Origin of the sequence: Micromonospora sp. WMMA1998, assembly GCF_027497375.1 — a bacterium.
GTDB lineage: Bacteria > Actinomycetota > Actinomycetes > Mycobacteriales > Micromonosporaceae > Micromonospora > Micromonospora sediminicola.
Window position 1 is genome coordinate 5,452,154 of record NZ_CP114911.1, and the last position, 17,105, is coordinate 5,469,258.

The window sequence follows — 17,105 nt, forward strand, 5'->3', positions numbered from 1 at the left end:
CGGCCGGGGCCGGCCCGCCCGGTGGCGCGACGCGCGCCGGGTCACCTGGTCAGCGCGGGTGGCCGGACGGTTGTCACCCCCGACCGCTACGGTGCGGGGGTAGCACGAGCACGGGAGGTCGACAGCGTGTCCGAAGACGGCGGCGTGTCCGAAGAAGCGGTTCCCTCGGCGGTCGACGCCGCTCAGGAGGCGGCGGCGGGCGCCGAGCCGACCCCGGAGGCCCGGGAGCGGCACGCCCTGCTGAGCCAGGAGCTCACCGAGCACCAATACCGCTACTACGTGCTGGACGCGCCGACCGTCACCGACGCGGAGTTCGACAAGCAACTGCGCGAGCTGGAGGCGCTGGAGGCCGAATACCCGGCGCTGCGCACCCCCGACTCACCCACCCAGCGGGTCGGTGGCACCTTCTCCACCGACTTCACGCCGGTCACCCACGCCGAACGGATGCTCTCGCTCGACAACGCCTTCGCCGACGAGGAGCTGGCCGCCTGGGCCGAGCGGGTCGAGCGCGACGCCGGCGGTCCGGTGCCCTACCTGTGCGAGCTGAAGGTCGACGGGCTGGCCATCAACCTGACCTATGAGAAGGGCCGGCTGGTGCGCGCGGCCACCCGGGGCGACGGGCGCACCGGCGAGGACGTCACCGCCAACGTGCGCAGCATCAAGGGTGTGCCGGCCCGGCTGACCCCGTCCGACGACTTTCCCGACGTGCCGGAGCTGATCGAGGTGCGCGGCGAGATCTACTTCCCGGTGGCCGCGTTCGCCGATCTCAACGCGAGCCTGGTCGAGCAGGGCAAGGCCCCGTTCGCCAACCCGCGCAACGCCGCCGCCGGCAGCCTCCGGCAGAAGGACCCGCGGGTCACCGCCTCCCGCCCGCTGCGCCTGGTGGTGCACGGCATCGGCGCGCGCACCGGGTTCCGGCCGGCCGCGCAGTCCGAGTCGTACGTCGCGCTCAGGGCGTGGGGGCTGCCCACCAGCGACCGCTGGAAGGTGGTGGACGACCTGGCCGGGGTGGCGGACTACATCGCCTACTACGGCAAGCACCGGCACGACGTCGAGCACGAGATCGACGGCGTCGTGGTCAAGGTCGACCCGGTCTCCATCCAGGGCCGCCTCGGCTCGACCAGCCGCGCCCCCCGCTGGGCGATCGCCTTCAAATATCCGCCGGAGGAGGTCAACACCAAGCTCATCGACATCGACGTCAACGTCGGGCGCACCGGCCGGGTGACACCGTTCGCCGTCCTCGAACCGGTCCGGGTGGCCGGCTCCACGGTCGCGCTGGCGACCCTGCACAACGCCCGCGAGGTCGAGCGCAAGGGCGTGCTCATCGGCGACACGGTGGTGCTGCGCAAGGCCGGCGACGTGATCCCCGAGGTGCTCGGCCCGGTGGTCGAGCTGCGGCCGCCGGACGCCCGCCCGTTCGTCATGCCGACCACCTGCCCGGCCTGCGGCACGCCGCTCGCTCCGGCCAAGGAGAGCGACGTCGACATCCGCTGCCCCAACGCCCGTGGCTGCCCCGGGCAGATCCGGGAACGGGTCTTCTATCTGGCCAGCCGCAAGGTGTTCGACATCGAGGCGCTGGGTGAGAAGGGTGCGGCGGCGCTGCTGGACGCGCAGATCATCACCAACGAGGGCGACCTCTTCCACCTCGACGCCGACCAGCTGCGCCACTCGCCGTTCTTCGTCAACAAGGACGGCAGCCTGGGCAGCAACGCGGTCAAGCTGCTCGACAACCTGGCCGAGGCCAAGGAACGCGACCTGTGGCGGGTGCTGGTGGCGCTCTCCATCCGGCACGTCGGCCCGACCGCGGCGCAGGCGCTGGCCCGGCACTTCCGGTCGATCGACGCCATCGAGGCCGCGAGCGAGGAGGAGCTGTCCTCGGTGGACGGCGTCGGCCCGACCATCGCCGCCAGCCTCAAGGAGTGGTTCGCCGTCGACTGGCACCGCGACGTGGTCCGCAAGTGGGCCGAGGCGGGCGTCCGGATGGCCGAGGAGGGCGGCGACGAGGGGCCGCGACCGCTGGACGGGATCACCGTGGTGGTCACCGGCACGCTGGCCGGGTTCAGCCGCGACCAGGCCGCCGAGGCGATCCAGAGCCGGGGCGGCAAGGTGAGCGGGTCGGTCTCCAAGAAGACCGGTTTCGTGGTGGTCGGCGACAACCCCGGGTCCAAGGCCGACAAGGCGGCCACCCTGAAGCTGCCGATCCTCGACGAGGACGGGTTCCGGGTGCTGCTGGAGTCCGGCCCCGAGGCGGCCCGCGCGGTGGCCCGGGTGGAGGACTGACCCCGGTCCTGGCGACGGCTGCGCCGTATACCAACTTAATTACGACTACGACCGATTCGTGACTGTCGTGTCGGGGAAATCGACCCGGAGGGCGTTTCATTGGCGTACGGCGCGTGACCGCGCGTGCCGATGCCGCTTCCGGGAGGTGCGATGGAGAACGGCGACCCGCGCAACTCCGTCCCGCCCGGGCGGACCGGTCCGTTCTTCGGCTTCGTCGCCGGCGTCGGCGTGCTCGCCCTGCTCGTCTCGGTCGGGCCGCTGGTCGCGCTCCCCGACCGGCTGACCGAGCTGCCGGCCGCGTTCTGGACCATGGCGGCGCTCGCCGTCGCCTGCGACGCCCGACCGTTCGTCCCGCCCGGCCGGCGGCAGACCTCGGCGGTCTTCCCGTCGACCTGCTTCACCTTCGCCATCCTGCTCGGCTGGGGGCTCGGCCCGGCCGTCGCGGTGCAGGCCGTCGCGGTGGCCGTCTCCGGCTGGCGCCTCGGCTACGCCCCTTGGCGCACCGCCTTCAACGCCGCGCAGTACGCCTGCGCGCTCGCCGCCGCGTACGCCATCACCCGGCTCGGCCCGGGTGAGCTGTTCGGCGGCGGCCGGCTGCACTGGACCGACGTGGCGGCGGTGGGCGGCGCCACCGTGGCCTGGTTCGTGGTCAACTACGGCCTGGTCACCACCGCCATCCGGCTGCGCTTCGGCGACCGGTGGTGGCCCAGCGTCCGCCACGGGCTGGCCTACGAGCTGCTCTCCACCGGCTCGCTGCTGCTGCTCGCGCCGGTGCTGGTGGCCGCCGCCCGGGCCAGCGCGGCGCTGATCCCGCTGGTGCTGGTCCCGCTGTTCGCGGTCTACCGGATGGCCCGGCTCTCCGCCGAGCGGGAACAGCTCGCCGACGTGGACCCGCTCACCGGGCTGCCCAATCGCAAGGCGCTGCTCACCGAGGTGGCCGAGCAGGTGCACCTGCACGCCGAACGGGCCGCCCGCGGCGAGCCGGACGCCCACCTGGCCCTGCTGCTGCTCGACCTCGACCGGTTCAAGCACGTCAACGACGCGCTCGGGCACGCGGTCGGCGACCGGCTGCTGGTCGAGGTGAGCGCCCGCCTGATCGACGTGGTCGCCGAACGGGACCTGGTGGCCCGGCTCGGCGGGGACGAGTTCGCCATCGTCGTACCCCGGCTGGCCGGCCTCGACGAGGCCCGCGAGCGGGCCGACCGGGTGGTCGCCGCGCTCGCCGAGCCGGTGCCGCTGGACGGGCTGCCGTTGGACGTGGGCGGGTCCATCGGCGTCGCGCTCTTCCCCGACCACGGCGAGGACTTCGCCACCCTGATGCGGCACGCCGACGTCGCGATGTACGACGCCAAGCACCGCAACGACACGGTCGCGGTCTACGCGCCGGAGTCCGACCACAACTCGGCGGAACGGTTGAGTCTCCTGGCCGACCTGCGTCGGGTGCTGGAGTCACCGCCGGCCGGGGAGCCGGTCGGCGTACGCGGGGGTGACGGCGCGGTGTTGGCGCCGGACCTGCCTCCCGCCCGACCGGCGGACGGCGGCCGGCCGGTCCCCGACGCGCGGCCGGGCCGCGACGACGGTCGGGGCGGGGTCCGGCCCGGCGGTGTGCCGGCCCGGTGGCGGCTGCGGCGCCGCCGGGAACGCGTGGAGACGCGGCCCGCCGACGAGCTGATCGAGCAGATCCTCACCGGTGCCGACCCGATCCGCCGCCGTGGCGCCCGGGCCGGCACGCCCGTCGGTCCGGTGACCCGGTCCGGCGGTGACGTCGCGCCGTCCGGCACCGCGGCCGAGATTCCGCCGTCCGCCCACGCGGCGACGGCCACGGAGACGGCACCCGTCGCCCGGGCCGCCCACGCCACCGAGGCCCTCGTGACGTCGGGCCCCGCGCCGGGCGAGCCCGACGCCGGTCCCGCCGGCTCCCACCGGCCGGCGGTGCGGGAGCCGGACGACCCGGCCGGCGACCCGGGTGAGATCACCATGTACTACCAGCCGCAGATCGCCATCGCGACCGGCGAGGTGGTCGGCGTCGAGGCGCTGCTGCGGTGGCGGCACCCGCGCCGCGGGATGGTCGACCCGGGTGAGCTGATCCAGGTCGCCGAGCAGAGCGCGGTCATGCGGCTGCTCACCCGCCGGGTGGTGGACGACGTGGTGGAGCAGCTCGCCAAGTGGTCCGCGGCCGGGCTCACGCTGCGCGCCGCGCTCAACGTCAGCGTCCGCGACCTGCACACCGGCGAGATCGCCGACCAGATCGCCGACCGGCTGGCCCGCTACGGCGTGCCGCCGGAGCGGCTCCAGGTGGAGATCACCGAGGGCGCGTTGATGGCCGACCCCCGGCGGGTGCTGGCCAGCATCACCCAGTTGCACCGGATCGGGGTCGGCATCGCCCTGGACGACTTCGGCACCGGCTACTCCTCGTTGCAGCACCTGCGCCGGCTGCCGCTGTCCGAGGTGAAGGTGGACCGGTCGTTCGTGCTGGGGATGGCCGACGACCCGGACGACGCCGCGATCGTCCGCTCGATGATCGAGCTGGCCGGGGCGCTCGGGTTGCGGGTGGTGGCCGAGGGCGTGGAGGACGAGCGCACCTGGCGGCTGCTGCACGCCGCCGGCTGCGACGTGGCGCAGGGCTGGTTCCACGCCCGGCCGATGCCGGCGGAGGAACTGGCCGCCTGGCTGTCGCGTTACCGCCCGGTGCGTCCGGCGGTCGCCGAGGCGGGCGGCCGGGGCGGCCCGGAGGGGGAGTCGAAGGCGTCGTCGTGACCGCGGGACAATAGACTCGCTCCGGTCACCGCGCGTCATCGCTCAGCCGTCGCGCGCGGCCGGCACACGCAGACGTCTCAGGACAGCCACGAAGGGGGCACCCGATGGCCGCCATCTCCCGCGAGGAGGTCGCGCACCTCGCGCGACTGTCGCGGCTCGCCGTCACCGAGGAGGAGTTGGACACCTTCGCCGGTCAGCTGGACGTGATCCTCCAGTCGGTCGCGCAGGTCGGCGAGGTCGCCGCGGCGGACATCCCGCCGACGTCCCACTCGGTGCCGCTGACCAACGTGCTCCGCGAGGACGTGGTGACCCCGAGCCTGACCCCGCAGGAGGTGCTGTCGGGCGCGCCCGACGCCGAGGAGCAGCGGTTCCGCGTCCCGCGGATCCTGGACGAGGATGTGGCATCGTGACCGACCTGACCAAGCTCAGCGCCGCCGACCTCGCCGGCCTGGTGGCCACCGGCGAGACCTCCGCGGTCGAGGTCACCCAGGCCCATCTGGACCGGATCGGCGCGGTCGACGACCGGGTGCACGCCTTCCTGCACGTCGACACCGAGGGGGCGCTGGCCGCCGCGCGGGCCGTGGACGAGCGTCGGGCCGCCGGCGAGGAGCTGGGCCCGCTGGCCGGCGTGCCGGTCGCGGTGAAGGACGTGCTCACCACCAAGGGCGTGCCCACCACCGTCGGGTCGAAGATCCTGGAGGGCTGGCGTCCGCCGTACGACTCGACGATCGTCGAGCGGCTGCGCGCCGCCGGCACGGTGATGCTCGGCAAGACCAACATGGACGAGTTCGCCATGGGCTCCTCCACCGAATACTCCGCGTACGGCCCGACCCGCAACCCGTGGGACACCGAGCGGATCCCGGGCGGCTCCGGCGGCGGCAGCGCCGCGGCGCTGGCCGCGTACGAGGCGCCGCTGTCGATCGGCTCGGACACCGGCGGCTCGATCCGCCAGCCCGGCGCGGTCACCGGCACCGTCGGCGCCAAGCCCACCTACGGCGGCACCTCCCGGTACGGTCTGGTCGCGTTCTCCTCGTCGCTGGACACCCCCGGCCCGTGCGCCCGCAACGTGCTCGACGCCGCGCTGCTGCACCAGGTGATCGGCGGCCACGACCCGCGCGACTCCACCTCGATCCCGGCCCCGGTGCCGGACGTGGTGGGCGCGGCGAGGCTGGGCGCGAGCGGTGACCTGACCGGCGTGCGGCTCGGTGTGGTCACCGAGTTCACCGGCGAGGGCGCCGAGCCGGGCGTGATGGCCGCGTTCCGCGAGTCGGTGGAGGCCCTGGCCAAGCTGGGCGCGGAGATCGTCGAGATCTCCTGCCCGCACTTCAGGTACGCGCTGCCGGCCTACTACCTGATCGCGCCGAGCGAGTGCTCCTCCAACCTGGCCCGGTTCGACGGTGTCCGGTTCGGCCTGCGGGTCGGCGACGACGGCAACCGGTCCCTGGAGGAGGTCATGTCGCTGACCCGGGAGGCCGGCTTCGGCCCGGAGGTCAAGCGCCGCATCATGATCGGCACGTACGCCCTGTCCTCGGGCTACTACGACGCCTACTACGGCCAGGCGCAGAAGGTCCGCACCCTGATCACCCGCGACTTCACCACCGCGTTCGAGCAGGTGGACGCGCTGATCTCGCCGACCACGCCGTTCGTGGCGTTCCCGATCGGGGCCCGCACCTCCGACCCCTACCAGATGTACCTGGCCGACCTGTTCACCATCCCGACGAACCTGTACGGCGGCCCGGCGATCTCGGTCCCGTGCGGTCTCTCGGACGGGCTCCCGGTCGGCCTGCAGATCATGGCGCCGACCATGGCCGACGACCGGATGTACCGGGTCGCCGCCGCGCTGGAGTCGACGGTCGGCACGTTCACCCCACCGGCACTGTGAGGCAGGAGCAGATGACGACGACACTGCCCGCGTACGACGAGGTCGTGGCGCGCTGGGAACCGGTGATCGGCCTGGAGACCCACGTCGAGCTGGGCACGAACACCAAGATGTGGTGCGGGTGCCCGACCGACTTCGGCGGCGAGCCGAACACCCGGGTCTGCCCGGTTTGCCTGGGCCTGCCCGGTTCGCTGCCGGTGGCCAACAAGGCCGCCATCGAGGCGACCATCCGGATCGGTCTGGCGCTGAACTGCTCGATCGCCGAGTGGTGCCGGTTCGCCCGGAAGAACTACTTTTACCCGGACATGCCGAAGAACTTCCAGATCAGCCAGTACGACGAGCCGCTGTGCTTCGACGGCTACCTGGACGTCGAGGTCAACGGCGAGCTGGTGCGCATCGGCATCGAGCGGGTGCACCTGGAGGAGGACACCGGCAAGACGCTGCACGTCGGCGGCGCCACCGGCCGCATCCACGGCGCCACCGAGTCGCTCGTCGACTACAACCGGGCCGGCATCCCGCTGGTGGAGATCGTCACCAAGCCGATCCCGGGCACCGGCGCGCTCGCGCCGGAGGTCGCCCGCGCCTACGTCGCCGAGCTGCGCGACGTGATCCGCTCCCTGGGCGTCTCCGACGTCCGGATGGAGGAGGGCTCGCTGCGCTGCGACGTCAACACCTCGCTGAACCTGCCGGGTGAGGAGTGGGGCACCCGCACCGAGACCAAGAACGTCAACTCGCTGCGCTCGGTCGAGCGGGCGGTCCGCTCGGAGATGCTGCGCCAGGCGTCCGTGCTGGACGCGGGGGGCCGGATCACCCAGGAGACCCGGCACTTCCACGAGGACACCGGCGACACCACCCCGGGCCGGTCCAAGGAGACCGCCACCGACTACCGGTACTTCCCGGAGCCGGACCTGGTGCCGCTCGCGCCGGACACCGCCTGGGTGGCCGAGCTGAAGGCCGCCCTGCCGGAGCTGCCGCGGCTGCGCCGCAAGCGGATCCAGCAGGACTGGGGCCTGTCGGACCTGGACATGCAGTCGGTGGTCAACGCCGGCGCGGTCGAGCTGATCGAGGCGACCGTGGCCGCCGGCGCCACCCCGGCCGCCGCCCGCAAGTGGTGGCTGGGTGAGCTCTCCCGCCGGGCCAACGAGACCGGCGTGGAACTGGCCGACGTCGGGGCCACCCCGGCGCAGGTCGCCGAGCTGCAGGGCCTGGTCGACGCGGGCAAGCTCAACGACAAGCTGGCCCGTACGGTGCTGGAGGGCGTGGTGGCCGGCGAGGGTTCGCCGACCGAGATCATGACCAACCGCAACCTGGAGGTCGTCTCGGACACCGGCGCGCTCACCGCCGCCGTGGACGAGGCGATCGCGGCCAACCCCGACGTCGCCGACAAGATCCGCAGCGGCAAGGTCGCGGCGGCCGGCGCGCTGGTCGGCGCGGTCATGAAGACCACCCGCGGCCAGGCGGACGCGAAGACCGTCCGCGAGCTGATCCTGGAGCGCCTCGGCGCCGCCTGACGTGCAAGGAAGGGCCCCTTCTTAACGCCTGGTGCATAAGAAGGGGCCCTTCCTAACGCCTCACCCCACACCGCAGTGGGCGTCAACGGCGACGCCCGGATGGAGACAGCGTGAACACCGATGTCCTCGACGAGATCCAGCGCCGGGTGCTCTGGCTCGCCACCCGCATCGTCGACGCGGCCAACCACGACCGGGACACCGGTGACGGGGTGAAGGTCGGCGGTCACCAGGCGTCCAGCGCCTCGCTGGTCACCGCGATGACCGCGCTCTGGTTCGAGCACCTGGACGCCGAGGACCGGGTCGCGGTGAAGCCGCACGCCTCGCCGGTGTTCCACGCCATCCAGTACCTGCTCGGCAACCTCGACCGGTCCTACCTGCCGAAGCTGCGGGCGCGCGGCGGGCTCCAGTCGTACCCGTCGCGCACGAAGGACCCGGACGAGGTGGACTTCTCCACCGGCTCGGTCGGCCTGGGCGCCGCCGCGCCGCTGTTCGCCGCCGTCACCCGCCGCTACGTCGACGCGCACTTCGGCGCGCGGCCGCACTCCCGGTTCGTCGCCATCATCGGCGACGCCGAGCTGGACGAGGGCAACATCTGGGAGGCGGTCGCCGACCCGGCCACCACCGGCCTGGGCAACGTGATGTGGCTCGTCGACTTCAACCGCCAGTCGCTGGACCGGGTCGTCCCCGGCATCCGGATCAACCAGTGGCGGGGCCAGTTCGAGGCCGCCGGCTGGCACGTCGTGGAGGTCAAGTACGGCCGCAAGCTGGCCGAGGCGTACGCCCGGCCGGGCGGGGCGGCGCTGCGCGACTGGATCGACCGGATGCCGAACGAGCAGTACCAGTCGCTGTTCGGGCTGGCCGGGCCGGCCCTGCGCAAGCAGTTCCTGGACGGCGCGCCGGCCGAGGTGGCCGCGTTCGTCGCCGACATCGGCGACGACGAGCTGGGCCCGCTCGTCACCGACCTGGGCGGGCACGACGCGCAGGCGATGCTCGACGCGTACGCCCAGTGCGACGCGGTCACCGACCGGCCCAGCGTCGTGTTCGCGTACACGGTCAAGGGCTGGGGCCTGCCGATCGCCGGCAACCCGCGCAACCACTCGGCGCTGCTGAGCACCGAGCAGGTGGACGCGTTGCGCGCCGCACAGGGCCTGACTCCGGAGACCGAGTGGGACCGCCTCGACCCGGCGTCCCCGGCCGGCATCCGGGCCGGCGAGCGCCGGGAGGCGCTGTCCCGCCCGCCGCGCGAGCGGGCGTTGGGCGTCACCGTCCCGGAAACCACCCGGGTACGCGCGAACAAGCCCGTCTCCACCCAGGAGGTCTTCGGCCGGGTGCTGGTCGACCTGGCCCGCGATCCGCAGGTGGCGCCCTACCTGGTGACCACCGCGCCGGACGTGGCCACCTCGACCAACCTGGCCGGTTTCATCAACAAGACCGGCGTCTTCGCCCCCACCGAGCAGCGTTCCTGGACCGAGGACCGGATGCTGCGCTGGACGGAGAGCCCGGCCGGGCAGCACATCGAGCTGGGCATCTCGGAGATGAACCTGTTCCTGCTGCTGGGCCAGCTCGGCCTGTCGTGGGACCTGTCCGGCCAGCCGCTGCTGCCGGTGGGCACGGTCTACGACCCGTTCGTGCTGCGCGGGCTCGACGCGTTCCTCTACGGCACCTACTCGGGTTCCCGGTTCGTGGTGGCCGGCACCCCGTCGGGCATCACGCTGGCGCCCGAGGGCGGCGCGCACCAGTCCACCATCACCGCCTCGGTCGGGCTGGAGCTGCCCGGCGTGACGTTCCTGGAGCCCGCGTACGCCGGCAGCCTCGACTGGCTGCTCTGCGACGCGCTCGGGCAGATCGCCGGCGGGAGCGCACCGGCCACCACCGCCGCGCCGGCCGAGGACGGGGCGTACTACTTCCGGCTCAGCACCCGGCCGGTCGACCAGGCGCCGTTCGAGGCGGCCCGGGCCCGGCTCGGCGAGGCGGTGCTGCGCCGGCAGGTGGTGGCCGGCGCGTACCGGCTCGTCGACGCGCACCAGGCGTACCCGGATCTGGCGGACGCCCCGGTGGTGCAGCTCGCGGCCTCCGGCGCGGTGCTGCCGGAGGTCCTGGCCGCCGCCGCGGAGCTGGCGGAGGAGGGCGTCGCGGCGCACGTGGTGGACGTGACCAGCCTGGACCGGCTCTACCGGGCGTGGCAGCGGACGCTGCGCCAGGGCGTGCGGACCGCCACCGTGCCGAGCGTGCCCGGCGCGCTGCGGTCGGCGTTCGTCGACCGCGTGCCGGTGGTCACCGTGCACGACGCGGCGTCGCACGCGATGGCCTGGCTCGGCTCGGCGGTCGGGGCCCCGGCGGTGCCGCTCGGGGTGGACGAGTTCGGCCAGTCCGGCAGCGTCCGTGACCTGTACGAGCTGCACGACCTGCTGCCGGGCAGCATCGTCAACGCCGCGCTGGCCGCGCTCGCGCTGCGCTGACCGGGGTCAGCCGGTGGTGGTCGGGCTCGGGGAGGTGGCGCTCGACGAGGGCGACGGTGACTCCGACGGGCCGCGGGTGGGGGTCGGGGTGACCGGCACCTGGTCGCCCTTGGCCGGGTCCCGGATGACGTGTCGCTCCAGGTTGACCTGGGACTGTCCGGTGCCGCCGACGGTGATCTCGTCGTAGGCCTGGAGCAGCTTCTGCTGGTCGAAGTAGAGCACCGTCATGGTCAGCGGGGTGGGCTTCTCGCCCTCCAGCCCGCGCAGCCCGGCCCCGCCGGTCGAGCCCTCCACCATCAGCGTGGTCGGCTGCTTGCCCGGTGCCTGCGGCAGCTTCGACACCTGCCGGGAGTGGGTGTGCCCGGACAGCACCAACGGCGCGAGGCCGGAGAGCGGCCCGGCCGACGCCGGGTCGTGCACCAGCGCGATGTCCACCTTCCGCGGCGACTTCTCGACCGTGGCGGCGAGCTGCTCGCCGGCGCCGATCACCTGGTCGGCGACGGCCGAGGTGAGGCCGCTGCCGGCCGGTGAGGTCTCCTTGTCCGGGGTGAACCGGGGGTCGCCGATCCCGGCGATGGTCAGCCCGCCGACCGTCGTGACGGAGTTGTTCAGCACGATCGCGTTCGGCTGCTGGGCCACGGCCGCGGCGGTGCGGGGCGAGTCGTGGTTGCCGCGGATGAACACGTACGGCTTCTTGAGCAGGCCGATCGAGCCGACGAAGGATGCCTCCGGCTCGCTGCCCCAGTCGGTGATGTCGCCGGTGTCGATCACGACGTCGATGCCGAACTGCTCGACCACGGTGCGGATCAGCTGCCAGCCGGTCGGGTTCAGGTGCATGTCCGACACGTGCAGCACCCGGGTGGTGCCCGGGGACGGCTGCACCACCGGCAGCGCGGAGACCGTGGTGTAGAGCTTGCTGACGTTGCCGACCAGCCGCTGCAACTGCTCCGCGTACTTGGTGTAGTCGTTGGCGATCCGCCGCGCGTCACCGACGATCGCGGGCGCGTTGACCAGCAGGCCCTCGTACCGGGGCTCCTCGATCGCCTGCGGCCGCAGGGTGGCGGCGCCGAGGCCGAGGCTGCCGGCGGTGACCACCAGCGCCAGGCCGCCGGCCCAGGCGGTACGCCGGACGTCCCGGAACACGAGCGCGGCCAGGAGCAGCGTGGCCAGCACCACCGAGGCGAGCGTCTTCAACCCGAGTCGCATCACGCCGGCGCGGACGTCCTCCACCGCCGACTGGCTGGCCCGGCTGATGCTGGCCGGGTCGCCGATCAGCGCCTCGGTGCGGCCCTGGTCCAGCGCGCCCACCTCGACGGTCAGGTAGGCCGGTCCGTCGTGACTGTCCAGCAGCAGCGCGCCCAGCGGCGGGATGTCGACGGTGGTGCCGCCGGTCAGCGACGGGCTGAGCTTCAGCTCGGCGCGGAACGGGCCGATGTCGGTGCCGACGTGGCCGCCCGCGTACGTGCCCACCACGATGCCGCCGAGGGCGACCGCGAGCACGGCGAGCACCACGCCCAACCGGCGCAGCCGGTCGCCGGGCCGCCAGGCCGTCCAACGGCGGGCACGCGCAATCTCCGGCGAGGTCTCGTCGCCGGCGCGGTGCTGTTCGTTCTCGTGGTCGTCCATGCTGAGATTCTGACCTGCCCCTTGAGCGATCTTGGTAAACCCGGCCGAAGCCGGTCAGCTCCGCCCGGCCCCGCCGTCGGCGAAGACCAGGCGCAGGATCCGGTCGTCCTCCGCGGCGGGCCTGCCCCGGCCGTCCCGGTTGGAGGTGCTGACCCAGATCGAGCCGTCCGGCGCCACGGCGGCGGCCCGCAGCCGGCCGTACTTCCCGGTGAGCAGCTCACGCGGCTGGCCCAGCACGGTGCCGTTGCCGGCCAGCTCGACCAGCCACAGCCGTTGGCCGCGCAGGCAGGCGGTGACCAGCAGCCGCTCGACCGCGGCCAGCCCGGAGCAGGACGCGTCAGCGGTGCGCCACTGCACGATCGGGTTCACGTAGCGCTTGTCGTCGCCACGCCCCTCGACCTGCGGCCAGCCGTAGTTGCCGCCCTGATTGATCTGGTTGATCTCGTCCCAGGTGTTCTGGCCGAACTCCACCGCGTACATCCGCTTGTTCGGCGTCCAGGCGAAGCCCTGCACGTTGCGGTGCCCCGTCGACCAGACCGGGGAACCGGCGGTCGGGTTGCCGGGGGCCGGCTTGCCGTCCGGGGTGATCCGCAGGATCTTGCCGCCGAGGCTCTTCGGGTCCTGCGCGTTCTCGGTGCGACCGGCGTCACCGGTGCTCGCGTAGAGGAAACCGTCCGGGCCGAAGCCCAGCCCGCCGCCGTCGTGGTTGCCGGCCTTGGGGATGCCGGTGAGGATCGGGGTCGGCGGCTGGCCGAGCCGCAGCTTCGCGATCCGGTTGTCGTCCTGCGCGGTGTAGTAGACGAAGACGGTGCGGTCCCGCGCGTAGCCGGGGGAGACGGCGATGCCGAGCAGGCCGCCCTCACCGCCGGACGCCACGCCCGGCACGGTCTGCACCGGCCGCACGGTGAGCCCGTCCGGCCCGGACTCCGGCCCGACCTGGAGGATCCGCCCGCTGTCCCGTTCGGTGACCAGGGCCGCGCCGTCGGGCAGGAACGCGATGGCCCACGGCACCTCCAGCCCTTTGGCCAGCACCGTGGCCACCACCTGCTGGCCGGCCCCACCGGGACTGGCGGTGGCCGAGGGTGTCGGCAGGTTGGGCGGCTCGCCGGCCGGGTCCGGCTCGGGCTCGCCGAGGGCGCAGCCGGCGGTGCCCAGCAGCAACGCCGCGCACGAGGCCGCCAGCGCCGTCCGGAGGCGGCGGATGCGGGGGTACGTCAGACGCGGGCTCACCCGGCCCAGCCTAGCCGGGCGGACCAGGGAACCGGGCTGGTCGAGCCCGGCCGACCGCACGCGGCGACGGTGTCCGGTCAGCCGACCCGCAGCGCGAGCAGGGCGACGTCGTCCTCGCGACGGTGCGCGGCGGCGAGCAGCCGGTCGCAGAGGAGGCTGAGCGGCACCCCGGACCCGGCCGCGGCGAGGTGGGCCAGCAGCTCCGCCTGCCCCTCGTCGATCGGTTGGTCGCGGCGCTCGATCAGCCCGTCGGTGTGCAGCAGCAGCGTGTCGCCCGGCGCGAGGGTGAGAGCCCGTCCGGTGCGCCGGGGCGGGCGGGCCAGGCCGAGCAGCGGACCCCGTCCCTCGGCCACCGACACCGTGCCGTCGGCGCGGATCAGCAGTGGTGGCGGGTGGCCGGCGTTGCACCAGCAGACCCGCAGCCCGTCGCCGTGCGGGCGGACCCTGGCCAGCACCGCGGTGGCGACCGTGGGCACCCGCAGCCCGCCGATGGCCCGGTCGAGGTTGGCCACCAGCTCCTCCACCGGGTCGTCCCGCCCGTACGCGTTGCCCCGGACCAGGTTGCGCAGCTGGCCCATGGAGGCCGCCGCCTCGATGTCGTGCCCGGCGACGTCGCCGATCGCGGCGACCAGCTCGCCGTCGGGCTGGACGAACGCGTCGTACCAGTCGCCGCCGACCTCGACCCGGTCCGCGGCCGGCAGGTAGCGGGCGGCCAGCTCGATCCCCGGCACCGCCGGCAGCGTGGGCAGCATGCTGTGCTGGAGCACCTCGGCGACGTGCCGCTGCTCGCCGTAGAGCCGGCTGTTGCCGACCGCCTGGCCGGCCCGTACGCCGATGTCCTGGGCGGTGCGCAGGTCGCTCGCGTCGAAGCCGCGTCGGCCGGGACGGTTGACGAGCGTGACCGCGCCGATCACCCGGTCGCCGGCCGCGGTGATCGGCACGGTCAGGTGGGAGCCGATGCCGAGCCGCTCGGCCAGCGCCACCAGCTCCGGACGGGTAGTGCCGCGTGCCACGTCGTCGAGACCGGCGACGCCGCGCATCACCGGCCGGCCGCTGCGCAGCACCGACCGGATCAGCGAGTCCGGGCCGAGCCCGGTGGTCAGCAGCGCGGTGAAGCGGGCCAGGTCGGCGTCGCGCTCCGGGTCGCGGTGCACCCCGGAGACGGTGCGCGGCCGGCCGGCCGGGTCGACCAGGGTGATCAGGCACCAGTCGCCGAGCAGCGGCACCATGGCGTGCGCGAGCCGGTCGACGGTGGTGGACACGTCGAGCGTGCCGCCGAGCATCTCGCTCATCCCGGCCAGCATGGCGAGCCGGTCGTGCGCCTCCTCGGCGCGGCGGCGGGCCTCCTCGGCGCCGCGGACGGCGATCCGCAGCCGCAGCTCCGAGGAACAGGCGGCGGCCAGGTCGCCGAGGGTTCGCAGCTGTTCCTTGGTCCAGGCCCGGGGCTTGCTGTCGATCGCGCAGAGCGAGCCGAGCACCCGCCCGTCCAGGTCGGTCAGCGGCATGCCCGCGTACGCCACCACGCCCAGGTCCTCGATGGCGAGGTTCAGCCGCACCCGGGGGTAGAGGCGGGCGTCGGGCAGCACCATCGGCACCTCGATGTCGACGACGTGCTGGCAGAACGAGTGGCTGAGCGGGGTCTCCCGGCGGGCCGCCCAGGGCTCGGGCAGCCCGGTCGCGCCCGGGAAGAACTGGCGCTCCGCGTCGACCAGGGAGACCAGCGCGACCGGCACGTCGAGCAGGTCACCGACCAGTCGGGCGAAGCGGTCGAACGCCTCGTCCGGCACGGAGTCGAGGCGGGTCTCGTCGAGGGACCGCAGCCGGTCGGGGTCGGTCAGCGCCGGAATCGGCGCGGCCGTCCGTCCGGGGCCGTCCTCGCTCATCGTCACCCGCTCCCCTTACCCCGGGCACCGGCCGGCGTCCCGCCCTCGATTAAACCCTGTCGCACGTGTGCCCGACCCCCGGCGGGGTGTTCGTCACGGCCCCCGCCGCGCCGACCAGCGCGGACGGATATGGTCGGCGGTCGTGAAGGCATGGATTCCGCACCCCGACGGCCGCCGCCTGCTCGGTGAGCTCCCGCCCGGCGTCACCGTGGAGGTGCTGGAGGACCCGTCCCGGCTTCCGTCCGCCCCGGCCGGCGTGCGGTTCTGGGTGCCGCCCTTCCTGTCCGGCCCGGACGCCGGCGCGCTCCTGACCGAACTGCCCGACGTCGAGGTGGTGCAACTCCTCTCCGCCGGCGCGGACGCGTGGGTGGGCCGGGTGCCGGCGGGTGTGACGCTCTGCGACGCCCGCGGCGTGCACGACTCGGCCACCGCCGAGTGGGTGGTCACCGCGATCCTGGCCGCCCTGCGCGGGTTCGCGCCGCTGGCCCGCGCACAGGCGCGGCGGGAGTGGGCGTACGACGAGGTGGCCCCGACCGACGAGCTGGCCGGCAAGCGGGTGCTGATCGTCGGCGCCGGCTCGATCGGCGCGGCCGTGCGCGCCCGGCTCGCCCCGTTCGAGGTGAGCTTCACGCTGGTCGCCCGCACGCCCCGCCCGGCCGACGGCGTGCACGGCGTGGCCGAGCTGCCCAGCCTGCTGCCCGAGGCGGACGTGGTGGTGCTGCTGGTCCCGCTGACCGACCGGACGCGGGGCCTGGTCGACGAGCGCTTCCTCGCCGCGATGCCGGACGGCGCGCTGCTGGTGAACGCCGCGCGCGGTCCGGTCGCCCGCACCTCGGCGCTGGTCGCCGAGCTGTCGTCGGGGCGGCTGCGGGCCGCACTGGACGTCACCGACCCGGAGCCGCTGCCCGCCGACCATCCTCTGTGGGAGCTGCCGAACGTGCTGCTCACCCCGCACGTGGCCGGCTCGGTGCGCGGCCTGCTGCCGCGGGCCTACCGGCTGGTGGGGGAGCAGTTGCGGCGCTTCGCGGGTGGGGAGGAACTGGCGAACCGGGTGGTCGACGGCTACTGACCCGGTGCGTCGTCGTCGGGCATCTCCTGCCCGGTCGCGGTGATCAGCCGGGGCAGGTCGGTGGCGCGGACCGCGGGTAGCACCAGCACCTGCCCGTCGTCGAGCCGGGCGACCGCCCGCCCCCGGGGGTCACCGGCCAGCTCCGCCACCCGGGCCCAGGGCACCCGCCGCTGCCCGAGGAGCGCGCGCAGCCGCAGCTCCCGGGCGTCCGCGTCGGTGCCGGAGCGCCATGCCCACACGCCGACCGCGAGCGGCACGAGCAGCACCCAGAGCAGCCACCAGCGGGCACCGGCCAGCGGCAGCGCGCCGATGAAGGCGACGATCGCGGCGGCCAGGATGGCCTGGTTGTGGCGGAAACGGACGGTCTCGGCGCGGCTCACCCCCCGATGATCCCATCCGGCCGGCCCACCT

General features: G+C 74.1%; 11 protein-coding genes. 7 read left to right on the forward strand and 4 right to left on the reverse strand.

Going from position 1 to position 17,105, the window contains the following annotated elements; all coding sequences use genetic code 11:
- Window positions 1-144: 144 nt before the first annotated feature.
- The 6 genes from ligA to O7600_RS25425 all read left to right on the forward strand — a co-directional run bounded on the left by ligA (window position 145) and on the right by O7600_RS25425 (window position 10,886).
- Window positions 145-2,280: an NAD-dependent DNA ligase LigA gene (gene ligA / locus O7600_RS25400; RefSeq protein WP_281590982.1), complete on the forward strand. Its 2,136-nt coding sequence runs from the start codon at window positions 145-147 to the stop codon at window positions 2,278-2,280.
- Window positions 2,281-2,430: 150 nt separating this feature from the next.
- Window positions 2,431-5,037, forward strand: a complete 2,607-nt coding sequence (locus O7600_RS25405) for an EAL domain-containing protein (RefSeq protein WP_281590983.1) — start codon at window positions 2,431-2,433, stop codon at window positions 5,035-5,037.
- A gap of 104 nt (window positions 5,038-5,141) precedes the next feature.
- Window positions 5,142-5,447, forward strand: a complete 306-nt coding sequence (gene gatC, locus O7600_RS25410) for an Asp-tRNA(Asn)/Glu-tRNA(Gln) amidotransferase subunit GatC (protein ID WP_091580658.1) — start codon at window positions 5,142-5,144, stop codon at window positions 5,445-5,447.
- Complete coding sequence (gatA, locus tag O7600_RS25415) at window positions 5,444-6,919, forward strand: Asp-tRNA(Asn)/Glu-tRNA(Gln) amidotransferase subunit GatA (protein ID WP_281590984.1); 1,476 nt, start codon at window positions 5,444-5,446, stop codon at window positions 6,917-6,919. Before gatC ends, gatA begins: the two co-directional genes overlap by 4 nt.
- Window positions 6,920-6,930: 11 nt before the next feature.
- Window positions 6,931-8,427, forward strand: a complete 1,497-nt coding sequence (gene gatB / locus O7600_RS25420) for an Asp-tRNA(Asn)/Glu-tRNA(Gln) amidotransferase subunit GatB (RefSeq protein ID WP_091580649.1) — start codon at window positions 6,931-6,933, stop codon at window positions 8,425-8,427.
- Window positions 8,428-8,537: 110 nt separating this feature from the next.
- A complete protein-coding gene (locus O7600_RS25425; protein ID WP_281590985.1) occupies window positions 8,538-10,886 on the forward strand; it encodes a pyruvate dehydrogenase in 2,349 nt (782 codons plus the stop codon).
- Window positions 10,887-10,892: 6 nt separating this feature from the next.
- Here the strand turns inward: O7600_RS25425 and O7600_RS25430 are convergent, their stop codons facing one another.
- The 3 genes from O7600_RS25430 to O7600_RS25440 form a co-directional block, all read right to left on the reverse strand.
- Entirely contained in the window at window positions 10,893-12,512 is a 1,620-nt protein-coding gene (locus O7600_RS25430; RefSeq protein WP_281590986.1) for a metallophosphoesterase, read from the reverse strand.
- A gap of 54 nt (window positions 12,513-12,566) precedes the next feature.
- Complete coding sequence (locus O7600_RS25435; RefSeq protein WP_281590987.1) at window positions 12,567-13,742, reverse strand: PQQ-dependent sugar dehydrogenase; 1,176 nt, start codon at window positions 13,740-13,742, stop codon at window positions 12,567-12,569.
- Window positions 13,743-13,819: 77 nt separating this feature from the next.
- Window positions 13,820-15,625: a SpoIIE family protein phosphatase gene (locus tag O7600_RS25440; protein WP_281594265.1), complete on the reverse strand. Its 1,806-nt coding sequence runs from the start codon at window positions 15,623-15,625 to the stop codon at window positions 13,820-13,822.
- Window positions 15,626-15,767: 142 nt separating this feature from the next.
- On the opposite strand from O7600_RS25440, the gene O7600_RS25445 reads away from it, so the two are divergent.
- Complete coding sequence (locus O7600_RS25445; protein ID WP_281590988.1) at window positions 15,768-16,694, forward strand: 2-hydroxyacid dehydrogenase; 927 nt, start codon at window positions 15,768-15,770, stop codon at window positions 16,692-16,694.
- Here the strand turns inward: O7600_RS25445 and O7600_RS25450 are convergent.
- Entirely contained in the window at window positions 16,688-17,074 is a 387-nt protein-coding gene (locus O7600_RS25450) for a PH domain-containing protein (protein ID WP_281590989.1), read from the reverse strand. The two genes, O7600_RS25445 and O7600_RS25450, sit on opposite strands and share 7 nt — an antisense overlap.
- Between the last annotated feature and the right edge of the window lie 31 nt (window positions 17,075-17,105).